Genomic DNA, 23331 nt, shown 5'->3' with positions numbered 1-23331 from the left:
GTATCCCCGACGAGTTTTTCACCTGCCCTATCCGGTTGGGCAGCTTTCGTCATCGCATCATGAAGGGCTTTTTTCCCCGCCCGTGTTTCCGGCTCCGGAACAATACCGGTTTCCTCGATTGTATCCGGCAACACACGGTACCGGTAGAATGCTCTTGCATACCCGCGCACTCAGATCTCGAAGATGAGACCCTGCCGCATGTTCATCGACCGGAATGCATCAATCTGTTTTTTGCATCTTCTCGTGATCATGTCACTATTGAACCATGACGTGTTCACGCGCCGGACACAGACAAAACTCGTGATGCCCTCCCTGATGGCTACGAAATCATACGGAAGATTGTCTTTTAAGGTCACATCGGCCACTGAGAATCCCCATATCACGGCCCGTCGTTTTGCTTCGCGTATTGCCGCTATCGGCTTCTTTGGCCTGACCGGGCTCATATCCCGTCCGGCCGCTGCCGTCGGTTTTCCGGTCTGATCTACGGCCGTTTTCTGTTCTTCCTGCGTTACCGTGGACCTGCAGCCGGTACCTGCTGTGCATCCGGCAACGTGTCCTGAACCGGCAATCTGCGATCCATCATTCATGGAGGCATCTGCAATCTCCAGGTTCGTCTCGTCCTTTTTGTTCCCTGTTTGCATTTTTTCTCAATCCTGCCGCATGCCGGATGGGGCTTTAGGGAGAACACGAGAGCGTACGCTATCCGCAGTGAATCATGAGGAGGAGCTTTTCGGTCCCACCGGCCTGTCCCCGGCCGTGTGGCACAATCGTGTTGGAGCGGATATACGATATGCCTGGCTGAATAAATCCGGAGTCCCTGAAACGGAGGAGAATGCACGAACGTCCAGTCCATCGGGATGAATATTGCAGGATTCCGGTTGGGCAAAAAAAGGCAATATTTTTGTATACAAAAATTGTAAATAACGATCTATGGCAACTTCTGTGTACAGTATCCGGATCGATTCCCGGGTCCGGAAGATGATCGACGAGCTGCCGGGAAGCGGATGCCAGGAAGAGATCCGGGCCCTTATCGAAGATACGGTCAGAAAGAAACGAAAGGAACAGGTGCTCGCCCGTGCACAGATGAGACATGAATCAGTGAGCCCGGGCACTTCTGCGGTCCGGATTATTCGTGAGGCCCGCGATGTCCGGTAAGACCGTGCTCGATTCAGGCGTCATTGCCGCGATCTTTTTTCCGGAAGAACTGACAGCAACGGCGATCAAAAAAATAACCTGGATGGATTGTGTCACCGTGGATCTTGCATTGGCGGAGGTGGCAAATGTCGCTGCGAAACGGATTTTATCCGGGAAGGACAGTCCCGATGATGTGAAGATCATGCTCGACGATGCCACCGTGTTCATCCAAGATCTCTGCGAAACAATCCCCGCCGGTCAATTGATCCAGCCGGCGCTCGACCTGGCCTGCGAGCTCAACATCTCACTCTACGATGCGCTGTTCGTTGCCGCAGCGGTACGTCACAGGGCCACGCTGTTCACGGCAGATACGGAACTTTCATCCGTAGCGAAGAAGGTATGCAGGGTAAGGCTGCTTGAATAATTCTTTGGTTTGGGGTGAAGTTCGCCGGGGATTTATGACTTGGCAGAAATCCTTAGTCGGTTATGGAAAACCTCGCGTCTGTGTATAAAATCTCTCGTGAAATTCGAATCAATGTCTCATGTGATTTTTCTGATATTGTGAGCATTCCCCCCCCCCTTGCGGGGGTCGCTCGGGCGCCTCGTCGGGCCCTCGCTGGGCGATATGGTTGCTTGGAGACCATTTGTGTCGGAAGGGGGCCAAGGGGTGCTCCCTTTTAAGTGCCTCCCCCTATGGGGGGGAGAGGGGGTCACTTTCATAACTACCACAGAGGATTCTCGAACCCCTCATAATCCAAGATTTTACAACTAAGCCGAATACAAAAAACTCAATTGGGTGATGTTACCCACCAATAATCCTCATTTTTCCCTGTTCAGGATCCCAAAAAAATCTCACACCGCGGTAGCCGGCCACGTGTTTTTGTGCCCACAGGGGAGAGAAGGTGCATTTTTCCGGTCACATCTGCGTGTGAACAGCGTATCGTACCCAATGGCAGGATTCTCCGACGTAAATAATTTGTTGGGGCTAAAATGTGGACACGATTTGCTATAGTGAGTGTCCACGTACTTCCGGAGACGTGAGCGGAGCCCGATACGGGCTCCTTTTGACTGGGGGTGAGATGAAGTATTGCCTGGTGCAATTTTCAAAGGTTGTTTTCATGATTGGGCTACCGGAAGGGGATACGGGGGGGTTGGATGGGGGGCCGGGAGAGGGGATGCCCGGTATTTGCCCGGATTTACTTCGACGGAGGGTCGGTTTCGTGCCTTTTATGGAGAAGGCGAATGCCCGTCATGCATTAATCAGGGCAAACCACTGGCAAGTATGTATTGTGAATCGGGGAAGGATCATATACAGAAATGTCCATCCAGAAACGGTACGAATCCGTTATCCGGCAATTTGTCCGTCAGGCACAGGAGTGGTATACCTCCAATATCAACAGGATCATTCACTACGGTTCGGTTGCGAGAGGTGAGGCGAATCCGGATTCTGACATCGATCTCCTGGTGCTCTGGAATGGAGATGAATACGAAGGCTGGTGGGAAATGACCCGCCTTGCGTTCGATGTCATGGTTGATACCGGGGATTATATGGGTGCAGGGTGGGAGTCCGGAACGGGAAATATCGGATTTATCCCCACTCGCTTACCGCTTCTGCTCTTCGGGCAGATTGTGGAGGGGGGATTTTTTTTAATGAGATGAGCTCGCTCAATGGGAGCAATTTTTATTGAATCCATAAATCCCAAACCGGGAGAAGAGCCGGTTATTTTTTATGGCACCGCTGGTGCCACCGGGCGAGATCCCCGGCATCGAGATACAGGATATTTCCATTGGTTTCCTGCTTACGGGTGTGAGGAGAGAACGTTCGTGCGATGATGCAATAGTATTCTTTCCGGGTTTTTTCCATCCATGGTACTGCTGCTGCCTTCTCTTTGAGTTTTTCGAGGAGGTTTTCCACATTCACAGAATCCTGCCATTTACACTCGCAAAACAGGATGGAGGGACCGTCTTTTTGCATGGCAACGAGATCGATCTCTTCTCCTTTATCCCACCAGCTGCCAATCGTGTCAAAGCGAAAGGGGAGTAGTCCTTCCCTGTTGAATTCAATGAACAGGTCCTTTGCCATGGATTCAAACGGTTTTCCGATATACTGGGCAAACTCTGGCTGTATGCCGGACTGGAGAACCAGTTCACCGTCACCCCGTTCGATGCGTTCGATGTTCGGATGGACAAAGCGGAACCAGAAGGTAAACAGGTTATCGGATAACCGGTACAGGCCTTTCCGGCTCCGGTGATTATCCGTGATCGGAATTTCCCGTTCAACCAGCTGGAGGTCGATGAGGATGGAAAGATATTTTGTGATGAGTCCCTTGGGGAGCCCCGTATCGTTCATGATGAGGCCGATACGGTTATTTCCCTTTGCAATGGAGAGGAGGATGGAGAAATAGTACCGTGGCTCATTGAGTTCCATACGGAGGACAAATTCCACATCCTTATAGAGGCTGGCATCGGCGGAGAGAATTTTTTTTGTAATATTTTCAAACACGCCCTTTTCCTTATCAATCGCCATGATATAGGCTGGCGTCCCTCCAAATACCGAATAATATTCTACGGCCTGCTCAAAGTCCCCGATATAATCCAGCACATCCACAAACCGGAAACCGTGCAGCAGGATCTGACCCGTACGCCTTCCGAATAACGGGCTTGAATGCTGCATAGTATACTCTTCCATCATCGAGATGCTGGATCCAGACAATATGAGAACGATCCTTGAGTCTTTCAGGCGGGTATCCCAGTATTCCTGGATGATTGACGGGAGGGAGGGGTCTTCCTTGACCAGGTACGGGAATTCATCGATCGCAATGACCAGGCGCTCCTTTGTTTTGCCGGCAAGGTAGGCAAAGAAGCTGTCCCAGTCGCCAAACGGGCTTCGCTCTAAAAAGTCGTCATGAAAAAATTCTGCACAGTCTCGCGAAATTTTTTTCAGCTGGAGGTGCTTTGATTCCTCCCGGGCGAGAAACCGGATTCCGGGTGTGGTTTTTAAAAAGTGTTCGATCAACTCGCTCTTCCCGATCCGCCTCCTCCCGTACAGGATGATGAACTCCGCATTTTTCCGTGCATATCTCTCCCTGAGCACGGCGAGTTCTTCCTTCCGGTTAATGAAGATACTCATAAGTATTATACTTGAAAGTATCCTATTTAAAACCCGCGGTCATATCCGGATCCTGTAGGACGGACAAGAACGACCGGAAATTGGCCGAGAACAGATCCTGGCGGATATATCTGGATAAGCCCGGTTTTTCGCATTTTTTCTCCCATTACCGGAGATTGATTTAACTCGTCCCGGATACTTCCGGCCGTGTCGAAAAGGGAACGCCGGGAAAAATCCTGCAAAAGGATTGCGCTACCAATATAACCGGTTCATAACAATGCACGTTTTTTCGATTCAGATATGCATTTATGATTTAAAATAAAAGATCCAGTCCAGATACGGGCCCACCTGTGGGGTGTGTGTGCAGACAAGAAGAAAAATCGGGAAATCCGTGTTGAATGAGATAATCAGGCGCATTGTGGATGTCGCGAAGCCGGAAAAGATCATTTTATTCGGTTCAGCGGCACGGGGAGAGATGAGGCCGGATAGTGATATCGATCTCCTTGTAATAAAGACGATGCGTTTGATGAGGGAATCCTTACCGAAGAGATCATACGAACCTGATCGGTGTCCGAAAAGCCGTTGATGTTGTGGTGATCTCAAGTGCTGATGCGGAACAGTACCGCGACTCACCGTTTTTCGTCGTATACCCTGCACTGCATGAAGGGAAGGTTCTTTACGATGCCAGAACGGCTTCCGCCCGGTGATCCCCGGGAGTGGATACTCTCTCCCTCAAGGCTTATGTACCCTGACGATCCCCTCGACCTTATCGAAATCCGAGTCGAATGAACAGATCCTGTCGATATTTCTTTTCTTCATGATAAAAACGGATACGGCATCGGAAACCGACAGGGTCCCGTCGAACCGGAGAAACACCTGCATCCCCCCGTTGAGTATTTTTTCATCGGTAACCACAAGATCGCAGTTGTCCATGAAATAATGGTACAACTGTTCTCCTGTTTTGCCCCCGCTCCGCCTGCCGATGATGGTTACGGATTCGGCAACGATCAGATCGGAGATGAGAATCGTTTCGCCGGCCAGGAGGGGAAGGAGTGACTTTGCGGCGGCATGCCATTGATCTCTCCGATCAACAAGCGCGATAAAAAATGAGGAATCGACGAGGATCATTATTCCCCGGACTGGATCTTCTTTTTATCCGCCACCGCATCCCCCCCGGCACTGGCAATGCCGCAGATCCCCGCGAGGGTCATTTTTTTCCGGGGGCGGATGGTGATGATGCCATCCTCGACATCCCACTGGAGCAGATCTCCCGGGGTGAGATCCAGCGCTTTTCTTACTTCAGCGGGAAGTACGGTGGAATAGCCATCGGATATTTTTGTTTTACTGGTCATAACCCGTCACCTTAGTAATATTTGTAATACTAGTAAATCGTTTTTACTTATAAAACAATCATTAGATAAAAACTGAAAATTTCCTAAGTATCCCCCCACTTTTTCATCCGGTAAGGGAAGCCAAGTGCAACGTTCACTTTTTGTTGCGCGATCTCGTATAGCAGGGATAATCTCTGCTGAAAAATCCTATGCCTGAACACTGCCAAATGGAGAATAATTATTCCTGGATTCCAGCGCATTATCCCAGGTAATCCCGGATTCGGCAGATTGTGCGGCTGGTACAACTCCGCTGGAATCGTTTGCCGGGATGGCAGCCGGGATTTTGATTTTACACGAAGGAATTATTTCCGGGGTACTTGCGAATCCGATAAACCGTTCGACATGATCCGTATGGGTCCAATAAAAATTATTTTTCCACCGGTTTCCGCATTTTTCCGGAAGACTACATACTCAAAGAGCATCCTGTTCAAAACACCGGGAAAAATCCGCGGTATATTTTTCCGGATGGTTCAGCATATCCGGAATCACGGTGTTCCCAATCGTATCGTAAAGCGAGCCGACAGTCCCGAATGTCGGTAAGAGCGGCGCCGGGCTTTTTATTTCATGCACGGGCGGAACCTCCGGGTAATGGGGATTGCGCACCAGAATGTTTCCAACCCGTTCATACCAGGCAGCACCATGCATCGTTTCATAGAATGCATACTCGCTTTCAAACGCGGTTGATACAAGGTTGGCCATTGTGAGTGTCTCAACCTCTGACGGGTTTATGGTTACATGCCCGTATCCCGGGGGAATCAGAACAATATCCCCTTTGGTTGCTTTGATTAGAACAATGTGATCGAGGGTTTTTTCTGGAGCAGAAAATGTATGACGCCTTCGACTACCTCATACAATTCCGGGTATCCGATTCCCGCGGGATTTTCCGGGTGGTAACTCTCCAGCGATCAACCCGAGAGTATCTCAATGAATTCTTCTCTCGTAAACTTTCCCTGTCTCATAATCGAGAGGAGCGTGCCAATGGGAAGAATATCTCGTTTAGGGACGATTACGAGCAGTTTCAGGCCCGTATCGTCAGTACCGATAAGGGCTGTGTGACTTCCTTTTCCCTGGTGGCGTGCATCTGTAAAACCTCTCTTCTTCAATTCCGAAATCAGATGCGCAGATGAGACTCTTGGAAGTTTCACGCCTGGACCTCGATCAAGGAAGTAAATTTTTCATGGGTTGTGAGGGAGGGTTCCAGATCATTTAACATTCCGTATTCCAGTGCATTTTTCAGATAGATATCGATCGCTTCACGGATATTCTCCAGTGCTTCTTTCGGTGTATCCCCGCAGCTGGCGACTTCGAGTTCAACACATTTTGAAACGTACACACCATCTTCTTCCCAGATGGTGACGGATAGGTGATAATTTGTCATAGGCTTGTTCCCCGCTCCTCTTATTGCTTAGTGATCATATGCTCTAATGTAAATTGTTTCTCTCGCTTTAAACAGAATTCCCGAACGATACACTTTCACCCGTTTTTGTTAATCTGTTCTCATAACATCAGCCGGATGGGGAATGTGGGTAATATGAGGGTATTTTGATCATCTTGCATCTGATCTCTTCCCTTGGGCAGAGCATAGATATTCAATAGATCTTTTCTGACGATGATGGCTCCTTTGGTCTATGTTTTTTTCACAGGGTGGAATTACAGGATTTCCCTATCATTCGTGACAATGGTATCCGAGGAAGAGAGATAGAGAATGGAGTGAGATTGGCGTCAAGGCAGTCCTGACCGCCGCAGGTGTAGCAGCAGACGAAGCACGGATCAAGGGCCTCATTGCAGCGCTCGATGGCGTCAACATTGAGGAAGCCATCAAGGCAGCCGCAGCAGCACCGGTCGCCGTTGCAACAGCACCCGCAGCAGCAGCACATGCAGCACCCGCCGCCAAGGCAGAGCACAAGGAAGAAGACAAGAAGGCAGAAGAAGAGAGCGGCATGGCAGGGCTCGGTGCCCTGTTCGGGTAAATCCGAGAGGTCATCAGACCTCGAGGAAGAGAAGAACGCATCAGCGTTCTTCGAACTCTCGATTGGTTCGAAGAGCCTGTGGCTCTTCTCTTTCCCGACCTTCTTGCGAAGGTCTCGAATTCATCGGAACCAGGAGGACGAGAAGAACGCATCAGCGTTCTTCGAACTCTCGATTGGTTCGAAGAGCCTGTGGCTCTTCTCTTTCCCGACCTTCTTGCGAAGGTCTCGAATTCATCGGAACCAGGAGGACGAGAAGAACGCATCAGCGTTCTTCGAACTCTTCCTTTATCCTCGCAGGAATCGTTCAATCTGTTTTAATGAAACTTACCTAAATCTTCAAGATCCGAGAGGTCGCAGACCTTGAGGACGAGAAGATAGTCGAAGGTCGGTTGATACCTCCCCTCTCCATCCCGAAATCCTGCTGGACTTTTTCGATTTCCGCAGGAAATCTACGAGCATTCGCCTCATTCCAATTGATACGTACGAACATCGTGATAAACGTTTCAATTATGAACCCGGCGTCCCTGTTTGGGCAGATGTCGTCATCGCATCCTGAAGGGCTTTCTTTCCCGCTCGAGTTTCCGGCTCCAGCACGGTACCGGTCTCCTCGATCCTATTTGGCAACACACGGTACCGGAAGAATGCTCTTGCATACCCGCGCACCCAGATCTCGAAGATGAGACCCTGCTGCATGTTCATCGACCGGAATGCATCAATCTGTTTTTTGCATCTTGTCGTGATCATGTCACTATTGAACCATGACGAGTTCACGCGCCGGACACAGACAAAACTCGTGATTCCGTCCTTCATGGCGACGAAATCGTACGGAAGCCCGCCGTTTGATGTCACATCAGCCACTGAGAATCCCCATATCATGGCCCGTCGTTTTGCTTCGCGTATTGCCGCGATCGGCTTCTTTGACCTGACCTGACCGGTATCCCATCCGGCCGCTGCCGTCGGTTTTCCGGTCTGATCTATGGCCTTTTTCTGTTCTTCCTGCGTTACCGTGGACCTGCAGCCGGTATATGCTGTGCATCCGGCATCGTGCCCTGAACCGGCAATCTGCGACCCATCATTCCTGGTGGCATCTGCAATCTCCCGGTTCGTCTCGTTCTTTTTGTTCTCTGTATGCATTTTATTATTCAATCCTGCCGCATGCCGGATGGGGCTTTAGGGAGAACACGAGAGCGTACGCTATCCGCTGTCAGTCATGAGGAGGCGTTTATGCGTTCCACCCGGCCCCTAGTGCCCGGTCGTGTGGCAAATACCTATTGGAGGGGATATCAGGTATTCTTTTATGAATAAACTCGAAAATTGTCAAATCCGAGGACGTAACGCAGGTTAAATCAGAAACAACGCAAAAATTTGACGATTCCGGTGGGAACAAAAAATGCAGAAAATTTGTAAACATATATTGTATACAGAATGATAATGACTACATCGGTTTACAGTATCCGGATCGATCCACGGGTACGGAAGATGATGGACGAACTGCCAGGAAAGGCATTGCAGGAAGAGATCCGCACCCTCATCGAGAATACCGTCAGGATGAGACGCAGGGAACAGCTCCTGAACCGGGCACTGAAGAGACAGGAAACAAAAAAGCCGGGAATGCCCGCTGCCCGGATTATCCGTGAGGCCCGCGATGATCGGTAAGACTGTTCTCGACTCCAGTGTCATTGCCACGATCTTTTTCCCGGAAGACATGACAACAAGGGCGATCGAAAAGCTTGGGTATGAACCGTATGTCACGGTGGATAGTGCTGTTGCAGACGCAGCACAGGTTGCCGCAAAACGGCTGGGATCGGATACTCCTGATGACGTGAAGGAGCTGCTCTACGATGCCGTCTACTTTATCACCAAGCTGTGCGACCTGATACCCTCCGTTGAATTGATCAACCCGGCCCTCGATCTTGCCGTTGAGCTCAATATCTCTCTGTACGATGCGCTGTTCGTTGCCGCAGCGGTACGCGAACGGGGGGCGCTGTTCACGGCTGACAAGGAGCTTGCAGCCGTGGCAAAGAAGGTTTGCAGGGTGCGGGTGCTGGAATAATCCTCTGCATTGGGGGGAGGTTTGCCGGGGATTTCATACAAGCTCCCTCACGTGCCATTACCCCCGGATAATCCCCGTTTTTCCGGTTTCCGGGAGAGAAAAGTCTCACGCTGCAGTGGCCGGCAACGGGTTATTCTGCCCACTAAGGAGAGAATGTGGGTTTTTCCGGCCACACCGGTATATGGACAGAATAGTATGCCCGATGGAATGATTCTTCGAAGTAACTTTGCCGCGGGGGGCATGAATGTGGACACGGTTTGCCAATCGCAGTGTCCATCTTTTTCCGGAGACGTGAGCGGAGCCCGATACGGTCTCCTTTTAGATGGGGGTGAGATGAGGTCCCGTACCAGACCCAATTATAACCGCTGATGGGTGTCCATGCTGTCCGGTAAAGACGATCAATTATCAGGCCGCACCGGGATTTTCGGCCTCCCGGTATTTCGGAATCCTCTTTACAATATTGATGTGTTGATAGTGTATTCTGGGGGCATCGTAATGCGCCCCGGTCTCCCGGGAACTGCGAAAGGATCATACCGAGATTTTAGTCCACACAGGTCAGCACTACGATATGGAGATGTCGGATGTTTTTTTTGAGGAGCTGCAGATCCCAAAGCCCGATTACATCCCTGGTGCGAGTTCCGGTTCTCATGGAATATGGCATACGGAATTGAGCATATCCTTTGGCGAATGCACAAAAAATCAATCTATTTATACAAAACAAAAGATACATATATCAGACAAAGGTGAACGTGATGGAAGTAGCCGAGTTTTGCCCGGAGCAGGTTATCGGTAAACCGTACGTACGCGGGATGTTACCGTATGGTGGCGGTGTCGGTCCCGACGGATGTATCCGGTTTGCGATAAGCCGGGAAGAATCTGACAGGCGGGTTAACCGGTATCTGCAACTTAAGAAATCATGAGAACATTGTTTCTCGACTCCGATATTTTTTTTGATTGTCTTGATGATGATACCTGTAAAACCATTTTGAACCACGCAATAAACAAAGGCTTCATCTTATTCACATCGATAACTGCTATTGGCGAAACAATCCTTATTATGCTGAAAAAGGGAAAGGATCCCGAATATATCAACAGGTTTATTCAGGAGTTAAACCATTAGGATATTACCATTCTTGTCCCGAATAATTCGGTTCCTTTCATTTGTTATGAGTTCTCACAGGATATTTCAGATGGTCGTTTTATCAGTCAGGTTACTGATAAAACACACCTTGCATATGCGATGGCGTATGATATGGAGATCTTCCTTTCATCCGATACCGCAATGAAAAATTACCGGGTTCCTTCGATCCTGTCTGAAAGCGGGTACAAAAAACCGGATGTCCTGTCCCTGTCAGAGTTCAAAGAAGATTGTATTTCAAAAGTGAAATAATAACTGGACATGCCAGGGTACGGGTAAGCAATATTGTGTTTGTCTTTAGAAAATTATCATCTCTCCAACTCATAAAAATTCCTGGCCCCCTCAAAAAACACGAATGAGGTCTGCGTTCACAGACCCGGCCGTAAAAAAAGCAAATGCAATTTTTATGCCAGTCTGCCACTGACGCAATATTTCACATACCCATATCCGGGCTTTTTCGCATCGCACAGAAACACGATTAACCGATCACTTCCTTATCCTGTAGTGTGAAGATCGTCTCTGTTGTTGGTGCAAGGCCCCAGTTTGTCAAGTGCGCTGCCGTGTCCCGGGAGATCCGGAAGGATCATAAGGAGATCCTGGTCCACACAGGACAACACTACGATCCGGAGATGTCGGAAGTTTTTTTTAATGAGCTCCAGATCCCGAAACCGGATTATAACCTCTGGATCGGGTCCGGGCCTCACGGCAAACAGACCGGCCTGACTCTTGCCGGGATCGAGGACGTTCTCCAGAAGGAAGAACCGGCACTCGTGATGGTTTATGGCGATACCAACTCCACGCTTGCCGGGGCGCTTGCCGCGACCAAGCTTCATATCCCGGTTGCACATGTGGAGGCTGGCCTGCGTTCATTCGATCGTACTATGCCCGAGGAGATCAACCGGGTGCTCACCGATCATATCTCCGATATCCTGTTCTGCCCGACACAGACTGCGGTTGATAATCTCCGGAACGAGGGAATTACTCACGGAGTCCATCTTGTGGGGGATGTGATGGCGGATGCGCTGGAATTTAACAAGGAGATAGCAGAAGAACATTCTACCATCCTCGAACGACTGGGCATACATCCGAAACAGTATCTTGTTCTTACGGTTCACCGCCCGGCAAATACGGACACCCGCGAGCACATGGAGAATATTATCGGGGCGGTTGGCGAGGCAGGGATGCCGGTTGTCTTCCCCGTACACCCGCGTTCCCGGAAATATCTTGAAGAGTACGGGATGTGGGACCGGCTGCCGGCAAATATCATCGTCACGGAGCCATTAGGGTATCTCGATATGCTGAAACTGATGCGACATGCGTCAAAGATCCTCACGGATTCCGGGGGTATCCAGAAGGAGGCGTATATGCTGGGAGTGCCGTGTATTACTTTGCGCGAGAACACGGAGTGGGTGGAGACGGTGAGGGAAGGGTGGAATGTGCTGGTGGGGGCGGATAATACCAAGATACTTGCTTGGATTAATGCAAATAAATCCGCAAGTAGCCAACGTGATATATTTGGACGCGAGGCAAGTGTGAGAATCCGTAGGATTCTCGAAGAAGGGGCAATGTCTTTAAAATAGTCGGATATCAGTACGAAAAAACATATGTCCTCATTCTTAAAAGGTACATCCATCTTGAATTCAATATAAAGTCACAGGTTTTTAGGATCTCTCTCTTCAATTGTCCATATTATGTTTTTTAAAATCAGAACTGATGATTTTTAAGTTTGATACAGGTAATGGTTAAGTGAAGGAAATAGTTATATATATTTTTACGAGGCTTTTGAAATGGCAAAAAAAGCATTCATCACCGGAATTACCGGCCAAGACGGATCCTATCTTGCCGAACTTCTACTCTCCAAAGGGTATGAAGTCCATGGTATGGTCCGGCGTTCATCGACATTTAACACGAGCCGGATTGACCACATATATGTCGATCCCCATGATCCTCATGCCCGGCTGTTCCTTCACTACGGCGATCTTTCCGATTCGGAGCAGATTGCAAATATCATGTATAACTTCCAGCCGGATGAAGTGTATCATCTCGGGGCCCAGAGCCATGTCCGGGTGAGTTTTGAGACACCTGAATATACCGGTAATGTCACCGCACTCGGCACGACCCGACTTCTTGAGGCCGTACGAAGAAGCAATCAAGGGATGAAGTTTTACCAGGCATCATCCAGTGAGATGTTTGGTTCTGCACATCCGCCGCAAAGTGAAGCGACCTCGTTTCAACCCCGCAGTCCATATGCCTGTGCCAAACTGTATTCCTACTGGATGACCCGGAATTACCGTGAAGGTTACAAAATGTTTGCGGCAAACGGGATTCTCTTTAACCACGAATCGCCTCGTCGCGGGGAAACATTTGTCACGCGAAAGATCACCCGGGGCATCGCGAGAATTCTCGCGAAAAAGGAGCAATACCTGTATCTCGGAAATCTTGATGCCCGCCGCGACTGGGGCTTTGCACCCGAGTATGTGGAATGCATGTGGCAGATACTCCAGCAGAAAGAGGCGGATGATTACGTGATTGGGATTGGCGAGACGCATTCGGTGAAAGAGTTCCTTGACGCGGCGTTCTCGTACGCTGGTCTCGATGTTGACAAGCATGTGAAGATTGATCCGAAATATTTCCGTCCCACTGAGGTAGAGGTACTCATATCGGATCCGAAGAAGGCCCGGAAGAATCTTGACTGGAAACCGAAGATCCGGTTCGATGATCTCGTGAAGATTATGGTCGATGCCGACATGCGGGCAATCGGGCTTCCATCGATTGGCGAAGGAGATGCAATCCTGAAGAAAACATTCCCGAAGAAATGGTGGAAGGCAGATTGAGGAACCGATACCATTTTCCTGTTGTTTTTCGCTGAGAAGATTATCACTATACATTAAAATGTAAAAGAACAACGTATCTGCAACGAGCGGCATCGGGTTTCTGCCGTTTGATTGCAAGGTTTCTTCCATGTCATTCTGGTCCGATAAAACAATCCTGATAACCGGTGGGGCGGGTTTTTTTGGCTCACAGATTGTAAACCAGCTCCTGCAAAAAGGCGTTTTACGGGAAAATATCAGAATCCCCCGCAGCAGGGATACCGATTTACGGAAATGGGATAACTGTGTCCGTGTTACCAGAGATATCGATATCGTGATCCACCTTGCCGCAAAAGTCGGCGGTATCGGTTTCAACCAGGCGTACCCGGCTCAGCTCTTTTATGACAATGCGATCATGGGTATCCAGATGATCGAAGCCGCCCGCCAGGAACCTGTTGATAAATGCGTCATTGTCGGGACGATCTGTGCATACCCGAAATTTACCCCGGTCCCCTTCAAAGAGGACGATCTCTGGACCGGTTACCCGGAAGAGACGAATGCTCCTTACGGCCTTGCCAAGAAAATGCTGCTCGTGCAGTCACAGGCATACCGGCAGGAATACGGGTTTAATTCCATCTACCTGTTACCGGTGAACCTCTATGGGCCGGGCGATAACTTTGACCCGTCAAGTTCGCATGTTATCCCGGCACTCATCAAAAAATTCACCGATGCGAAATGGGAGAATAAGCCTTTTGTTGACGTGTGGGGTACCGGTAAAGCATCCCGGGAATTTTTGTATGTTGATGACGCAGCCCGTGGTATTATTCTTGCGACCGAACGGTACAATAAACCCGATCCGGTGAATCTTGGAGCCGGTATGGAAATCACAATACGGGACCTGGTGGCACTCATCCAGGAACTGACCGGATACTCCGGCGAGATCCGGTGGGATACGACAAAGCCGGATGGCCAGCCGAAGCGAAGCCTTGATGTGAGCCGGGCACAACGGGAGTTCGGGTTTGAGGCGCAGATGCCGTTCCGTGAAGGGCTGGAACGGACGATTGCGTGGTATGAGGAGCATCGTGAAGTGGCGGGACGACCGCATGACGCCGAGGATCAATGCTGAACGGAAATTGTATATGGGATACGAGATTTTGAGGAGGAAGAAAAAATGAAGATCTTTATCGATACCGCGAATATCAACGAAATTCAAATGGCGAATGACTGGGGTGTGATTGACGGGGTTACCACAAATCCGACACTTATTGCGAAGGAAAACCGGGATTTTAACGAAGTTGTCCGGGAGATCATAAGTATTGTGAATGGGCCAATCAGTCTGGAAGTCATCAGCATTCAATCAGAAGAAATGGTAAACGAAGCTATCAAAATGTCAGAACTTTCAACAAATGTTGTAATCAAAATTCCCATGACTCCAGAAGGTTTAAAGGCGGTTAAAATTCTCAATGCCAGAAATATTAAGACCAATGTGACATTGGTTTTTTCTGTTAATCAGGCTATACTGGCTGCAAAAGCCGGGGCAACCTATGTGAGCCCGTTTATCGGGCGACTGGATGATATTGGTCATGATGGAATGCAGATAGTCCGTGATATGGTCACTATTTTTAACACATACAATTTTCAGACGGAGATAATTGTTGCGAGCATCAGACATCCATTGCATGTAATCGAGGCGGCAAAAGCAGGCGCGCATGTGGCAACAATTCCCTTTAATGTTATAGAAAAAATGTTTTCTCACCCTTTGACCGATGCTGGATTGAACAAGTTCCTGAGTGACTGGAAAAAGGTTCCGAAATGAAATATAGTGAATAAATTTTGTAATTTAATAGATTTTTGGGGAAAGTGCAGTCATGAAAATCTCTATTGTTGGGGGAGGGTACGTAGGCCTTGTAACAGGGACCTGTTTTGCACAGCTCGGGCACGATGTAATTATTATTGAGATCAATGCAGAAAAAGTCAGGGCGATCAATAATGGCAAACCCCCGATTTATGAGATTGGACTGGAAACGCTCCTGAACCAGCATGCAGGAAAAAACCTTCATGCAAGTACCGGATTTGATACAATTGCATCAGCAGATATTGTTTTCATCTGTGTCGGAACACCGCCAAAACCTGATGGAAGTGCGGATCTTTCTTACCTTGAATCAGCCAGTTCTTCCATCGGGACTGCATTGAAAAACAATTCATCGTATTGCTGTGTTGTCGTAAAGAGCACAGTTCCTCCTGGTACAACGGAAAAAATTGTGCGGCCATGTGTTCTGAAAACTTCCGGAAAAACCGAGAATGAGATCGGATTTGCGATGAATCCCGAGTTTCTCCGGGAGGGAAGAGCCGTTGAGGATTTCATGCACCCGGACCGGATTATCATCGGCAGCAATGATTCACGTGCCGGAAAACAAGTCGCACTCGTCTATCAGGGAATTTCTGCGCCGGTTATAGATACCGGTCTTTCGGCTGCGGAGATGATCAAGTATACATCAAACGCATTTCTTGCAACAAAGATCTCGTTCTCGAATGAAATCGGTAATATCTGCAAACATCTTGGTATCGATGTGTATGAAGTCATGAAAGGTGTGGGATATGATCCCCGTATCGGCTCGTTATTCCTGAATGCCGGGGCAGGATTTGGCGGGAGTTGTTTTCCCAAGGATGTTTCGGCACTGATATCCTTGGCAAAAAAGGCCGGTGAAAATCCGGTACTATTGCAATCGGTTCTTTCTGTGAATGAACAACAACCCCACCGGATGGTTGCACTTCTTGAAGAAAAAATTGGCAGCATATCCGGGAAACGGATTGCAGTCCTTGGGCTTGCATTCAAGGACAATACCGATGACATCCGCGATTCGTGTGCGATCCCGGTAATCCGTGAGTTATTGCAGAATGGGGCTCAAATTTCAGCTTATGATCCGATGGCAATCTCCAATATGCAGCAAATTTTTCCTGAAATTGAATATTGTCCCTGTGCAGCGGATGCGCTCGCCGGTGCGGATGGTTGCCTGGTGATGACCGAATGGCCGGAATTTTCCCGGCTCGACAAGGAGTTTGACCTGATGGCGCACAGGATAATTATTGAAGGCCGGCGAATACTTGCCTGTAAGGGAACTGACGGGATATGCTGGTAACTATGATTAAGATGATAATCAGGCTCCGGTGACCGGGAATGAGAAAAAAACAGAACATACATAAAGCGGTTATCCCGGCTGCGGGACTTGGCACCCGGTTTTTACCCGTCACAAAATCGATGCCAAAAGAGATGCTCCCCATCATCGATAAACCCGTTATTCATTATGTGGTAGAAGAAGCGGTTAAATCCGGCATTGATGATATCATCATTATTACCGGCCGGGGAAAACGTGCAATTGAGGATTATTTTGATGCGGCACCTGAACTTGAGATGCGGTTAAAAGATCAACACAATGATACTACCCTGAACAGGCTCAGGGAAATTGCGGATTTCCCGACCATTCATTATGTCCGGCAGAAAGAGCCAAACGGGCTTGGCGACGCAATTCTCAGGGCTGAAAACCATATCGGTAATGAGCCGTTCGCGGTACTGCTTGGGGACGATATAATAACTAACTCAAAACCCTGCACGGCACAGTTAATGACAGTATATTCCCGGTTTACATCGTCAGTGATCTCAATTGAACATGTGCCACGTGAAAAAGTCTGTAGTTATGGCATCATCAAGGGGAATGCAATCGAACCGGATCTCGTCAGGGTTGAAGATATTGTTGAAAAACCTGAACCGGATAAAGCACCCTCGGATATGGGTGCCGTTGGCAGGTACATTTTCGTTCCGGAAATTTTTGATTGCCTGAAAAATACAAATCGCGGGGTTGGAAATGAGATCCAGCTGACGGATGCCATCAAGCTTCTTCTCAAAGATCACCCGGTGTATGCATACCAGTTTGAAGGCAAGCGCTATGATACCGGTGATAAACTGGGATATATTGAAACGATTATTGATTTTGCCCTACGGGATCCCCATCTAAACAAAGCGATGATGGAATATCTGCAGAAGAGGATTTGTTCATGAAGTGTCTTGTGACCGGGTGTGCGGGATTTATCGGGAGTAATCTTGTTGACCGATTATTACAGGAGGGATATGACGTCATTGGAATTGATTGTTTCACCGATTACTATCCCCGGCCCATCAAAGAAGTCAATATTTCCGATGCCCGAAAACATCCTTCTTTTACATTTATCGAAAAGGACATTATGGAAACAGAGGAATTTCCTGATGTTGATGTGGTCTTTCATCTGGCCGCCCAGGCAGGGGTGCGGGCATCGTGGGGATCAGATTTCTCCATCTATACCCGGAACAATATCGAAGTAACGCAGCGGCTCCTTGAGTATTACAAAGACAAGAACCTGAAAAAATTTGTGTATGCCTCCTCCTCTTCAGTGTACGGGGATGTTCCGCTTCCCATGAAAGAGGACATGCGGTTACAGCCGGTCTCTCCGTATGGGGTAACCAAACTTGCCGCAGAGCATCTTTGTTATCTTTACTGGAAGAACTTCGGATTGCCAACGGTCTCACTCCGTTATTTTACGGTTTACGGTCCCCGCCAGCGACCCGATATGGCGATTAATAAGTTTGTGAAGGCAATCATGCATGGTGACGCCATTACATTGTATGGTGATGGGACGCAGACCCGGGATTTTACGTATGTGTCGGATATTGTAGATGCAAACCTGAAAGCTGCACGCTCAGGTACTCCCGGATCAGTTTTCAATATCGGGGGTGGTAGCCGGATTACGGTTATTGAGTTGATACACGAACTTGAGAAAAACTGCTGCAAACCTGCGAAAAACCAGTTTTTCGGACAACAAAAAGGGGATGTGAAAGATACCCTGGCAGATATCCGGAAAGCAGAAACGGAACTCGGATGGAAGCCCGAGGTACCGATACGGGAAGGTGCCGGAATGTACGTTCAGTGGTATCTTCAGAATGTTCATTAACGGAAATCAACAAAGAGGTCGGTGAACTATGAAAAATATCAGATATGAGCACAATAAATAATTTATTATGACGATCGTTCTGTCATTGTCATATTATATATATGTGGCACACGACCTTAACGCCCGTTTTCATACGATTCCATCCTCTTATTATATTCAGTAGCACAGATGTATAATGTATCAACAATTCAGTGAGATTCATGCCCACCGATAATATCGCCATCCGCGTCCGCAATCTCGGCAAGAAATACACTATCGGCGGACCGCAGGAAAAATATCTCACTCTCCGCGATGCAATTGTCAATTCCGTGAAGGCGCCGTTCAAGCGATTCAACCGGGTTCCTCCGGAGGAGGGGTTCTGGGCGCTGAAGGATGTGTCGTTTGATGTGGAGCAGGGCGAGGTTGTGGGGATTATCGGTTGGAACGGGGCCGGGAAGTCGACGCTGCTGACAGATTTTGTTCCGGATTAATCATTCACGCCCTCAACCAATCCTTTTTAATTATAAAAGCGCACTCATTACTATAATAGTCGTGATTACAAATGCCCATTCTTTCGGAAGCCCGGTACGAGAATAAAATATTAAAACCGTCACGTGATCTCCCTCTACGTGAAGGAGAGTCCGTTATCATTGAAATCAAGCGCCCGGTTACGGATCGGATGTACGGGTTATTCTCAACCGATGAAAAAACCGCAGATGAGATTATCACTCTGGAAGGATGGGATTGAATCTTTATCAGGTTCCTTCTGGAACACGCATTTTTATTGATTCTAATATCTTTTCGTCGTCCCATGATTATGGTTGCCCCGGTAAGGAGAGTTCTGTCAGATGTAGTTACGGGAACTATTGACCCGTACCGAGTTTTTCTTCAGAGCCGTCTTTTCATCGGTAACCAATATCCACCCCTTAAATGAGATTAACCGGGTTTTAATATATAGTGAAATCCTGCCTGCTCAAAGTGATGATCTGATGAATATGCAATGTCGATACCTTCTCTTTTCATCACAATAAAAGAGATGCAATCGGTGAGACTCCAGTCTTTGTCAGTGTATTTGAATAAATCAAGAGCCTGACGCAACAGTCCTTCATCTGTATTTGCAACGCAGATTCCGGGAGATTCATAACAATATTGTATAAAATCTGAAACCTGACTTTTATTTGATTTGGAAAATGTGTTGCCAATCTCAATAAGGATGGCATCGGTAATCCAGACCGTAGCGTATGTCTTAAGATCCTTTTCTAAATCCAGCGCTGCCTGGTGAAATTGATCATCATTATTAATGATGGCAACTACAAATGATGTATCCAGAAAAATTTCTCTCTTATTCAAGATTCACCGTTTTTGGTGTCCCATAGAGATAATGATCATGCTCTTTTGACCAGTCCCTGGGACCATGCGCCGTTCCTGCGATACTAAACAGATAGTTAATTGCATTTTCGGTCTGTTTTGGTTTAACCTCTTTTATATAAATCAGGCATTCACTGTTTGGTGCCAGATCGACAGGGTCAATCACATGGAATGAATGACCATCAAAGGTTGCCCTTACTTCTTTTGTTGCCATCGCATCAAGCCCTCATGAGTTATATATTATTCCGGGAGCCTATCAACATTCGCATCCACCCGGGTAATGATGACAAATCACCTCTGATGAATCGACAGAATCGCCGGGCAAGTGTTGTGATCCGGGAAGATGAAACATTAATTCATATTATCGCATACCTTAATAGAATATCAGAACAGTCCCTCCCGATTATGTCCTCCAGGAACATCGCCATCCGCGTCAAAAATCCCGGCATGAAATACACCATCGGCGGACCGCAGGAACAATATCTCACGCTCCGCGATGCGATTGCCAATTCAGTGAAAGTGCCGTTCAAGCGGTTCTCATCCCATTCCCCTCAACCGGAAGAGTTCCGGGCGCTGAAGGATGTATCGTTCGATGGGGGGGCAGGGCAGGGTCGCCAGAATTACCGGGAAGAATAGTGCAGAAGCAAAAAGAACGTTCCACGAGATCCTCTCCCGGATCACGACGTCCCGGGAGGGGTCGGTGGAGATCTATGACCGGGTACGATCACGGCTCGAAGTCGGGGCCGGGTATTATCTGGTGCCGGTTTAATTCTTTCTTTCCCGGAGATGGATGAGATGGAGACCGGGAACCTGCCGGAAATCCTTCACATTATCCGTGAATAGTCCGTCAATCCTGAGATCAAGGCAATGTTGTGCAATCAGTGCGTCATTGATCCGCATTTTTGATCCATGACAAAGATCGATTGCGCGTTCGATGGTTGTCTGATCAACAGGGAAATATTCAAAATAATCCGAGTGCAGGAGACTCTTTGTCCTCTTATACGCTTCATCCCGGGAAAGGATCTTCGCGAGTTTGTAATTCACTTCAGAGAGGATGATAGTATTGACAGCAAAGGTACAGCCATCATCGATCAGTCCGAATAATTTATCACGTGCTCCCGGATATTCCGGCATGTCAGCAACATTTGAAAAAATGAGAATGTTCGAATCAACCATCACCTTCATGCAGACCACAGGTCATCTTCCAGCTGGATGAGATTGGGCCTCTTTTTATTCCGGAGATTGGCCGGATTTTTTACTGCTTCGATAAAGGGATCCTCATCTTTGATTTTTTTCAGGGTGATGGTCCGGGTATTCACTTTCTGTATCGAGAAAGTATCATGAGGTTGAATATTGAGAGAATCCTTGACATTTTTTAACGAGAGGTTGAATTTTTTATCTACCTGCACGATAGCTGCCATCATTCATCACTCCTGTACAGGTATTATCGTTCTTATCCTATAATTCTTTATCCTGAGCAAATAAAACCGGGTTGTCGATCGTATAACCAGGCGTCTCAGACCGGGGTGAACCTGTGTGATACCCCGATATTCTGTTTTCCCGGGCTTTCCGCAGGTATTTTCCGTGTGATTCAATTATTCCGGATAGGTATCATCCTCCTGAAGAACCGGTATTGGAATCCCCAGGTCCCCCGATCACCCCGCCATCCGCGTCAAAAATCCCGGCAAGAAATACACTATCGGCGGACCGCAGGAAAAATATCTCACGCTCCGCGATGCGATTGTCAATTCCGTGAAGGCGCCGTTCAAACAATTTTATAACGCTTCCCCTGCCGAAGGGTTCTGGGCGCTGAAGGATGTATCGTTCGATGCGGCGCAGGGCGAAGTTGTCGGAATTATCGGGCGGAACGGGGCCGGGAAAATTACCTTTTTTTTAAGATTTTCTCATGATTATCCCTCTTGTTTTTTGAGGTGGAACGAATAACGGATGATGAAGAAGGAATGATAGATAGAATAAACCTGTACAGGAATTGCACTATCTGTATATAATTGAAAGTACATCATAATAACAGGAGAGTAATAATGGTAAAAGCGGTATACCGGGATAATTCGTTCCATCTTATTGATCCTGTAAACTTACAGGAAGGAGATGAGGTAGAACTCAAAATTTTGCCTGATCTGGAAATTAAAAAATTAAAAGGAGCGTTCAGAATCAGGGAGACCCGGACGATTGAAGAAATAATTGAGTCTGATATCTTTGAATGAGCTTGTATCGATCCCTGACGGGACAAGAGTGATCATTGATACAAATATTATCCTGTATACTGCTCTCGATCATCCGGCTTTTCAACAATCATGTACAGATTTCTTGATCCGGGTTGAGAGAGAAGAGATACAAGGATTCATTCCGTCCGTTGTCCTTCAGGAAATTACTCACCATTTCATCATCAGTGAATTGATGGAGAAAGGATACGGAAAGAGCGTCGTTGATTGTATCGCCCGTTACAAGCGGGATCCTCTTATTATGAACGAATTATCCAAAACATGGATTGAAATTCAGCGTCTTTTCAAAATTAATTGTACAATATTGTATGATAATCCGGAAATGGTGAGAGATTCGATCCCTATCTCCCGTAACTTTCAGTTGTTCACCAAAGATGCATATATTGTTTCATGTGCACAATTCAATAAAATATCTCATATTGCTTCAAACGATAAAGACTTCTCACGCGTTCCCTGGTTATCGGTATGGAAACCACAATCTGACAACAGGGGATCTCCTGATTCATGACCGACAGAAAAATCGCCATCCGCGTCAGAAATCTCGGCAAGAAATACACTATCGGCGGGCTTGCAAAAATTCCATCTGACGGGATACCTTATCCGCTGTTCGTACTCGCGGCACTGTTACCTTGGACCCTTCATGAATGCGAGGAAGAACGCGAGCCCCCTTCAAGTGATCCCCGTTGCAAAATTAGTCGAGCGCGGTACCGGTGGCTGACAGGAGAGCTGAGAGATACGGTTTCCGGACCGCGACAACGTACGTGTTCGCCATGTGAGTGGACGGGGCATCCAGTTCGCTCTGGTCAGTGAATTTCCTGTGGCACGAGCGGCAGAAATATTCCCCGTATGCGACAATCGCCCCGCAATACGGACAGTGGCGCCCGATCTCCTCCTTGCTCCTTCCCATTGTTGTTATATTAAAAGTATTGATATAAATGAATTTTGATTTTAATTCAATTGAAATTTGTTGACCGTTTCAAGAATTTTGTCTGGAATTAGGCATACTTTCCCGAATCTCGGTATTTTCAATTTCGTGTTATTTAATAAGCATTTCCCTGAGTTCGCCAGGCTCCTGAAGATTGAACGCTGCTGCAGAATAAGACCCCGAGTGACATGGTCAACAGCATTGATCGGGCGGAAATGATATGCCGGT

33 protein-coding genes and 2 pseudogenes are annotated in these 23331 nt (G+C 47.9%); 22 read left to right on the top strand and 13 right to left on the bottom strand.

Annotated features, from left to right (window positions below):
- Nucleotides 1–170: 170 nt before the first annotated feature.
- Nucleotides 171–641 carry a hypothetical protein gene (locus M0R30_RS09315; protein ID WP_292546155.1) on the bottom strand — a complete coding sequence of 157 codons (471 nt, stop codon included), beginning with the start codon at nucleotides 639–641 and terminating at the stop codon, nucleotides 171–173.
- Nucleotides 642–930: 289 nt separating this feature from the next.
- Here M0R30_RS09315 and M0R30_RS09310 point away from each other — a divergent pair, with 289 nt between their 5' ends.
- The 3 genes from M0R30_RS09310 to M0R30_RS09300 all read left to right on the top strand — a co-directional run bounded on the left by M0R30_RS09310 (nucleotide 931) and on the right by M0R30_RS09300 (nucleotide 2793).
- On the top strand, nucleotides 931–1155 hold the full coding sequence (locus tag M0R30_RS09310) for a hypothetical protein (protein WP_292546153.1): 225 nt from the start codon (nucleotides 931–933) through the stop codon (nucleotides 1153–1155).
- Nucleotides 1145–1558 carry a type II toxin-antitoxin system VapC family toxin gene (locus M0R30_RS09305; RefSeq protein ID WP_292546151.1) on the top strand — a complete coding sequence of 138 codons (414 nt, stop codon included), beginning with the start codon at nucleotides 1145–1147 and terminating at the stop codon, nucleotides 1556–1558. Before M0R30_RS09310 ends, M0R30_RS09305 begins: the two co-directional genes overlap by 11 nt.
- 893 nt (nucleotides 1559–2451) lie before the next feature.
- Entirely contained in the window at nucleotides 2452–2793 is a 342-nt protein-coding gene (locus tag M0R30_RS09300; RefSeq protein ID WP_292546149.1) for a nucleotidyltransferase domain-containing protein, read from the top strand.
- A gap of 61 nt (nucleotides 2794–2854) precedes the next feature.
- On the opposite strand, the gene M0R30_RS09295 is transcribed toward M0R30_RS09300, so the two are convergent.
- Nucleotides 2855–4264 carry an ATP-binding protein gene (locus M0R30_RS09295; protein ID WP_292546147.1) on the bottom strand — a complete coding sequence of 470 codons (1410 nt, stop codon included), beginning with the start codon at nucleotides 4262–4264 and terminating at the stop codon, nucleotides 2855–2857.
- 334 nt (nucleotides 4265–4598) lie between these two features.
- Between M0R30_RS09295 and M0R30_RS09290 the strand changes: the two genes are divergently transcribed.
- Nucleotides 4599–4829: a nucleotidyltransferase domain-containing protein gene (locus M0R30_RS09290; protein WP_366513125.1), complete on the top strand. Its 231-nt coding sequence runs from the start codon at nucleotides 4599–4601 to the stop codon at nucleotides 4827–4829.
- Between the two features lie 146 nt (nucleotides 4830–4975).
- Here the strand turns inward: M0R30_RS09290 and M0R30_RS09285 are convergent, their stop codons facing one another.
- The 5 genes and pseudogenes from M0R30_RS09285 to M0R30_RS09265 all read right to left on the bottom strand — a co-directional run bounded on the left by M0R30_RS09285 (nucleotide 4976) and on the right by M0R30_RS09265 (nucleotide 7012).
- Nucleotides 4976–5371, bottom strand: coding sequence for a PIN domain-containing protein (locus M0R30_RS09285; protein WP_292546145.1), 396 nt, complete (start codon nucleotides 5369–5371; stop codon nucleotides 4976–4978).
- Nucleotides 5371–5595 carry an AbrB/MazE/SpoVT family DNA-binding domain-containing protein gene (locus M0R30_RS09280; protein ID WP_292546143.1) on the bottom strand — a complete coding sequence of 75 codons (225 nt, stop codon included), beginning with the start codon at nucleotides 5593–5595 and terminating at the stop codon, nucleotides 5371–5373. The genes M0R30_RS09285 and M0R30_RS09280 overlap by 1 nt, the downstream gene beginning before the upstream one ends.
- A gap of 450 nt (nucleotides 5596–6045) precedes the next feature.
- Nucleotides 6046–6488 (bottom strand): annotated as a pseudogene (locus M0R30_RS14765) (glucose-6-phosphate isomerase family protein).
- A gap of 51 nt (nucleotides 6489–6539) precedes the next feature.
- A complete protein-coding gene (locus tag M0R30_RS09270; protein ID WP_292546141.1) occupies nucleotides 6540–6779 on the bottom strand; it encodes a type II toxin-antitoxin system HicA family toxin in 240 nt (79 codons plus the stop codon).
- The gene (locus M0R30_RS09265; RefSeq protein ID WP_292546138.1) at nucleotides 6776–7012 is read right to left on the bottom strand and encodes a type II toxin-antitoxin system HicB family antitoxin; all 237 of its coding nucleotides are present in this window, start codon (nucleotides 7010–7012) and stop codon (nucleotides 6776–6778) included. The genes M0R30_RS09270 and M0R30_RS09265 overlap by 4 nt, the downstream gene beginning before the upstream one ends.
- 337 nt (nucleotides 7013–7349) lie before the next feature.
- Here M0R30_RS09265 and rpl12p point away from each other — a divergent pair, with 337 nt between their 5' ends.
- Nucleotides 7350–7604 carry a 50S ribosomal protein P1 gene (gene rpl12p, locus M0R30_RS09260; RefSeq protein ID WP_292546224.1) on the top strand — a complete coding sequence of 85 codons (255 nt, stop codon included), beginning with the start codon at nucleotides 7350–7352 and terminating at the stop codon, nucleotides 7602–7604.
- A 507-nt stretch (nucleotides 7605–8111) separates the two neighbouring features.
- Here the strand turns inward: rpl12p and M0R30_RS09255 are convergent.
- Complete coding sequence (locus M0R30_RS09255) at nucleotides 8112–8738, bottom strand: hypothetical protein (RefSeq protein ID WP_292546136.1); 627 nt, start codon at nucleotides 8736–8738, stop codon at nucleotides 8112–8114.
- Between the two features lie 297 nt (nucleotides 8739–9035).
- Between M0R30_RS09255 and M0R30_RS09250 the strand changes: the two genes are divergently transcribed.
- From M0R30_RS09250 to M0R30_RS14760, 12 genes and pseudogenes are all read left to right on the top strand, one after another.
- Nucleotides 9036–9260: a hypothetical protein gene (locus M0R30_RS09250; protein WP_292546134.1), complete on the top strand. Its 225-nt coding sequence runs from the start codon at nucleotides 9036–9038 to the stop codon at nucleotides 9258–9260.
- On the top strand, nucleotides 9250–9657 hold the full coding sequence (locus tag M0R30_RS09245; protein WP_292546132.1) for a type II toxin-antitoxin system VapC family toxin: 408 nt from the start codon (nucleotides 9250–9252) through the stop codon (nucleotides 9655–9657). Before M0R30_RS09250 ends, M0R30_RS09245 begins: the two co-directional genes overlap by 11 nt.
- A 496-nt stretch (nucleotides 9658–10153) precedes the next feature.
- Nucleotides 10154–10381, top strand: a pseudogene (locus M0R30_RS09240) (UDP-N-acetylglucosamine 2-epimerase); the annotation flags it as partial.
- Nucleotides 10382–11301: 920 nt separating this feature from the next.
- The gene (gene wecB, locus M0R30_RS09235; RefSeq protein ID WP_292546130.1) at nucleotides 11302–12375 is read left to right on the top strand and encodes a UDP-N-acetylglucosamine 2-epimerase (non-hydrolyzing); all 1074 of its coding nucleotides are present in this window, start codon (nucleotides 11302–11304) and stop codon (nucleotides 12373–12375) included.
- A gap of 207 nt (nucleotides 12376–12582) precedes the next feature.
- Nucleotides 12583–13629: a GDP-mannose 4,6-dehydratase gene (gene gmd / locus M0R30_RS09230; protein ID WP_292546128.1), complete on the top strand. Its 1047-nt coding sequence runs from the start codon at nucleotides 12583–12585 to the stop codon at nucleotides 13627–13629.
- Nucleotides 13630–13756: 127 nt separating this feature from the next.
- Nucleotides 13757–14731, top strand: coding sequence for a GDP-L-fucose synthase (locus M0R30_RS09225; protein ID WP_292546126.1), 975 nt, complete (start codon nucleotides 13757–13759; stop codon nucleotides 14729–14731).
- Nucleotides 14732–14776: 45 nt separating this feature from the next.
- The gene (gene fsa, locus M0R30_RS09220) at nucleotides 14777–15421 is read left to right on the top strand and encodes a fructose-6-phosphate aldolase (protein ID WP_292546124.1); all 645 of its coding nucleotides are present in this window, start codon (nucleotides 14777–14779) and stop codon (nucleotides 15419–15421) included.
- A gap of 52 nt (nucleotides 15422–15473) precedes the next feature.
- Nucleotides 15474–16745: a UDP-glucose/GDP-mannose dehydrogenase family protein gene (locus tag M0R30_RS09215; protein WP_292546122.1), complete on the top strand. Its 1272-nt coding sequence runs from the start codon at nucleotides 15474–15476 to the stop codon at nucleotides 16743–16745.
- 38 nt (nucleotides 16746–16783) lie between these two features.
- Nucleotides 16784–17662 carry a UTP--glucose-1-phosphate uridylyltransferase GalU gene (galU, locus tag M0R30_RS09210; protein ID WP_292546120.1) on the top strand — a complete coding sequence of 293 codons (879 nt, stop codon included), beginning with the start codon at nucleotides 16784–16786 and terminating at the stop codon, nucleotides 17660–17662.
- Nucleotides 17659–18588: an NAD-dependent epimerase/dehydratase family protein gene (locus tag M0R30_RS09205; protein WP_292546118.1), complete on the top strand. Its 930-nt coding sequence runs from the start codon at nucleotides 17659–17661 to the stop codon at nucleotides 18586–18588. Before galU ends, M0R30_RS09205 begins: the two co-directional genes overlap by 4 nt.
- A gap of 200 nt (nucleotides 18589–18788) precedes the next feature.
- On the top strand, nucleotides 18789–19058 hold the full coding sequence (locus M0R30_RS09200) for an ATP-binding cassette domain-containing protein (protein WP_292546116.1): 270 nt from the start codon (nucleotides 18789–18791) through the stop codon (nucleotides 19056–19058).
- A 71-nt stretch (nucleotides 19059–19129) separates the two neighbouring features.
- A complete protein-coding gene (locus tag M0R30_RS14760; RefSeq protein ID WP_366513124.1) occupies nucleotides 19130–19315 on the top strand; it encodes an antitoxin family protein in 186 nt (61 codons plus the stop codon).
- 188 nt (nucleotides 19316–19503) lie between these two features.
- Here M0R30_RS14760 and M0R30_RS09195 read toward each other — a convergent pair whose 3' ends face one another.
- Together M0R30_RS09195 and M0R30_RS09190 are read right to left on the bottom strand one after the other, a co-directional pair.
- A complete protein-coding gene (locus tag M0R30_RS09195) occupies nucleotides 19504–19917 on the bottom strand; it encodes a PIN domain-containing protein (protein WP_292546114.1) in 414 nt (137 codons plus the stop codon).
- Entirely contained in the window at nucleotides 19910–20149 is a 240-nt protein-coding gene (locus tag M0R30_RS09190; RefSeq protein WP_292546112.1) for a hypothetical protein, read from the bottom strand. Before M0R30_RS09190 ends, M0R30_RS09195 begins: the two co-directional genes overlap by 8 nt.
- Before the next feature lie 191 nt (nucleotides 20150–20340).
- Here M0R30_RS09190 and M0R30_RS09185 point away from each other — a divergent pair, with 191 nt between their 5' ends.
- Both M0R30_RS09185 and M0R30_RS09180 read left to right on the top strand, forming a co-directional pair.
- Nucleotides 20341–20571, top strand: a complete 231-nt coding sequence (locus M0R30_RS09185; RefSeq protein ID WP_292546110.1) for a hypothetical protein — start codon at nucleotides 20341–20343, stop codon at nucleotides 20569–20571.
- Complete coding sequence (locus M0R30_RS09180; RefSeq protein WP_292546108.1) at nucleotides 20528–20704, top strand: hypothetical protein; 177 nt, start codon at nucleotides 20528–20530, stop codon at nucleotides 20702–20704. The genes M0R30_RS09185 and M0R30_RS09180 overlap by 44 nt, the downstream gene beginning before the upstream one ends.
- On the opposite strand, the gene M0R30_RS09175 is transcribed toward M0R30_RS09180, so the two are convergent.
- Together M0R30_RS09175 and M0R30_RS09170 are read right to left on the bottom strand one after the other, a co-directional pair.
- The gene (locus M0R30_RS09175; RefSeq protein WP_292546106.1) at nucleotides 20701–21111 is read right to left on the bottom strand and encodes a type II toxin-antitoxin system VapC family toxin; all 411 of its coding nucleotides are present in this window, start codon (nucleotides 21109–21111) and stop codon (nucleotides 20701–20703) included. The genes M0R30_RS09180 and M0R30_RS09175 overlap by 4 nt on opposite strands.
- A 5-nt stretch (nucleotides 21112–21116) precedes the next feature.
- Entirely contained in the window at nucleotides 21117–21359 is a 243-nt protein-coding gene (locus tag M0R30_RS09170) for a hypothetical protein (protein WP_292546104.1), read from the bottom strand.
- 328 nt (nucleotides 21360–21687) lie between these two features.
- Here M0R30_RS09170 and M0R30_RS09165 point away from each other — a divergent pair, with 328 nt between their 5' ends.
- The 3 genes from M0R30_RS09165 to M0R30_RS09155 all read left to right on the top strand — a co-directional run bounded on the left by M0R30_RS09165 (nucleotide 21688) and on the right by M0R30_RS09155 (nucleotide 22686).
- Complete coding sequence (locus M0R30_RS09165; protein WP_292546102.1) at nucleotides 21688–21879, top strand: ATP-binding cassette domain-containing protein; 192 nt, start codon at nucleotides 21688–21690, stop codon at nucleotides 21877–21879.
- A 98-nt stretch (nucleotides 21880–21977) separates the two neighbouring features.
- Nucleotides 21978–22160 carry an antitoxin family protein gene (locus tag M0R30_RS09160; RefSeq protein WP_292546100.1) on the top strand — a complete coding sequence of 61 codons (183 nt, stop codon included), beginning with the start codon at nucleotides 21978–21980 and terminating at the stop codon, nucleotides 22158–22160.
- Nucleotides 22161–22188: 28 nt separating this feature from the next.
- Nucleotides 22189–22686, top strand: a complete 498-nt coding sequence (locus M0R30_RS09155; RefSeq protein WP_292546099.1) for a type II toxin-antitoxin system VapC family toxin — start codon at nucleotides 22189–22191, stop codon at nucleotides 22684–22686.
- A gap of 183 nt (nucleotides 22687–22869) precedes the next feature.
- Here M0R30_RS09155 and M0R30_RS09150 read toward each other — a convergent pair whose 3' ends face one another.
- Nucleotides 22870–23085, bottom strand: a complete 216-nt coding sequence (locus tag M0R30_RS09150) for a hypothetical protein (protein ID WP_292546097.1) — start codon at nucleotides 23083–23085, stop codon at nucleotides 22870–22872.
- Between the last annotated feature and the right edge of the window lie 246 nt (nucleotides 23086–23331).

Origin of the sequence: Methanoregula sp., from assembly GCF_023227875.1 — an archaeon.
Classification (GTDB): Archaea; Halobacteriota; Methanomicrobia; order Methanomicrobiales; family Methanospirillaceae; genus Methanoregula.
Note: the sequence above shows the minus strand (reverse complement) of the source record. Positions and strands in the feature narration are given on the sequence as shown.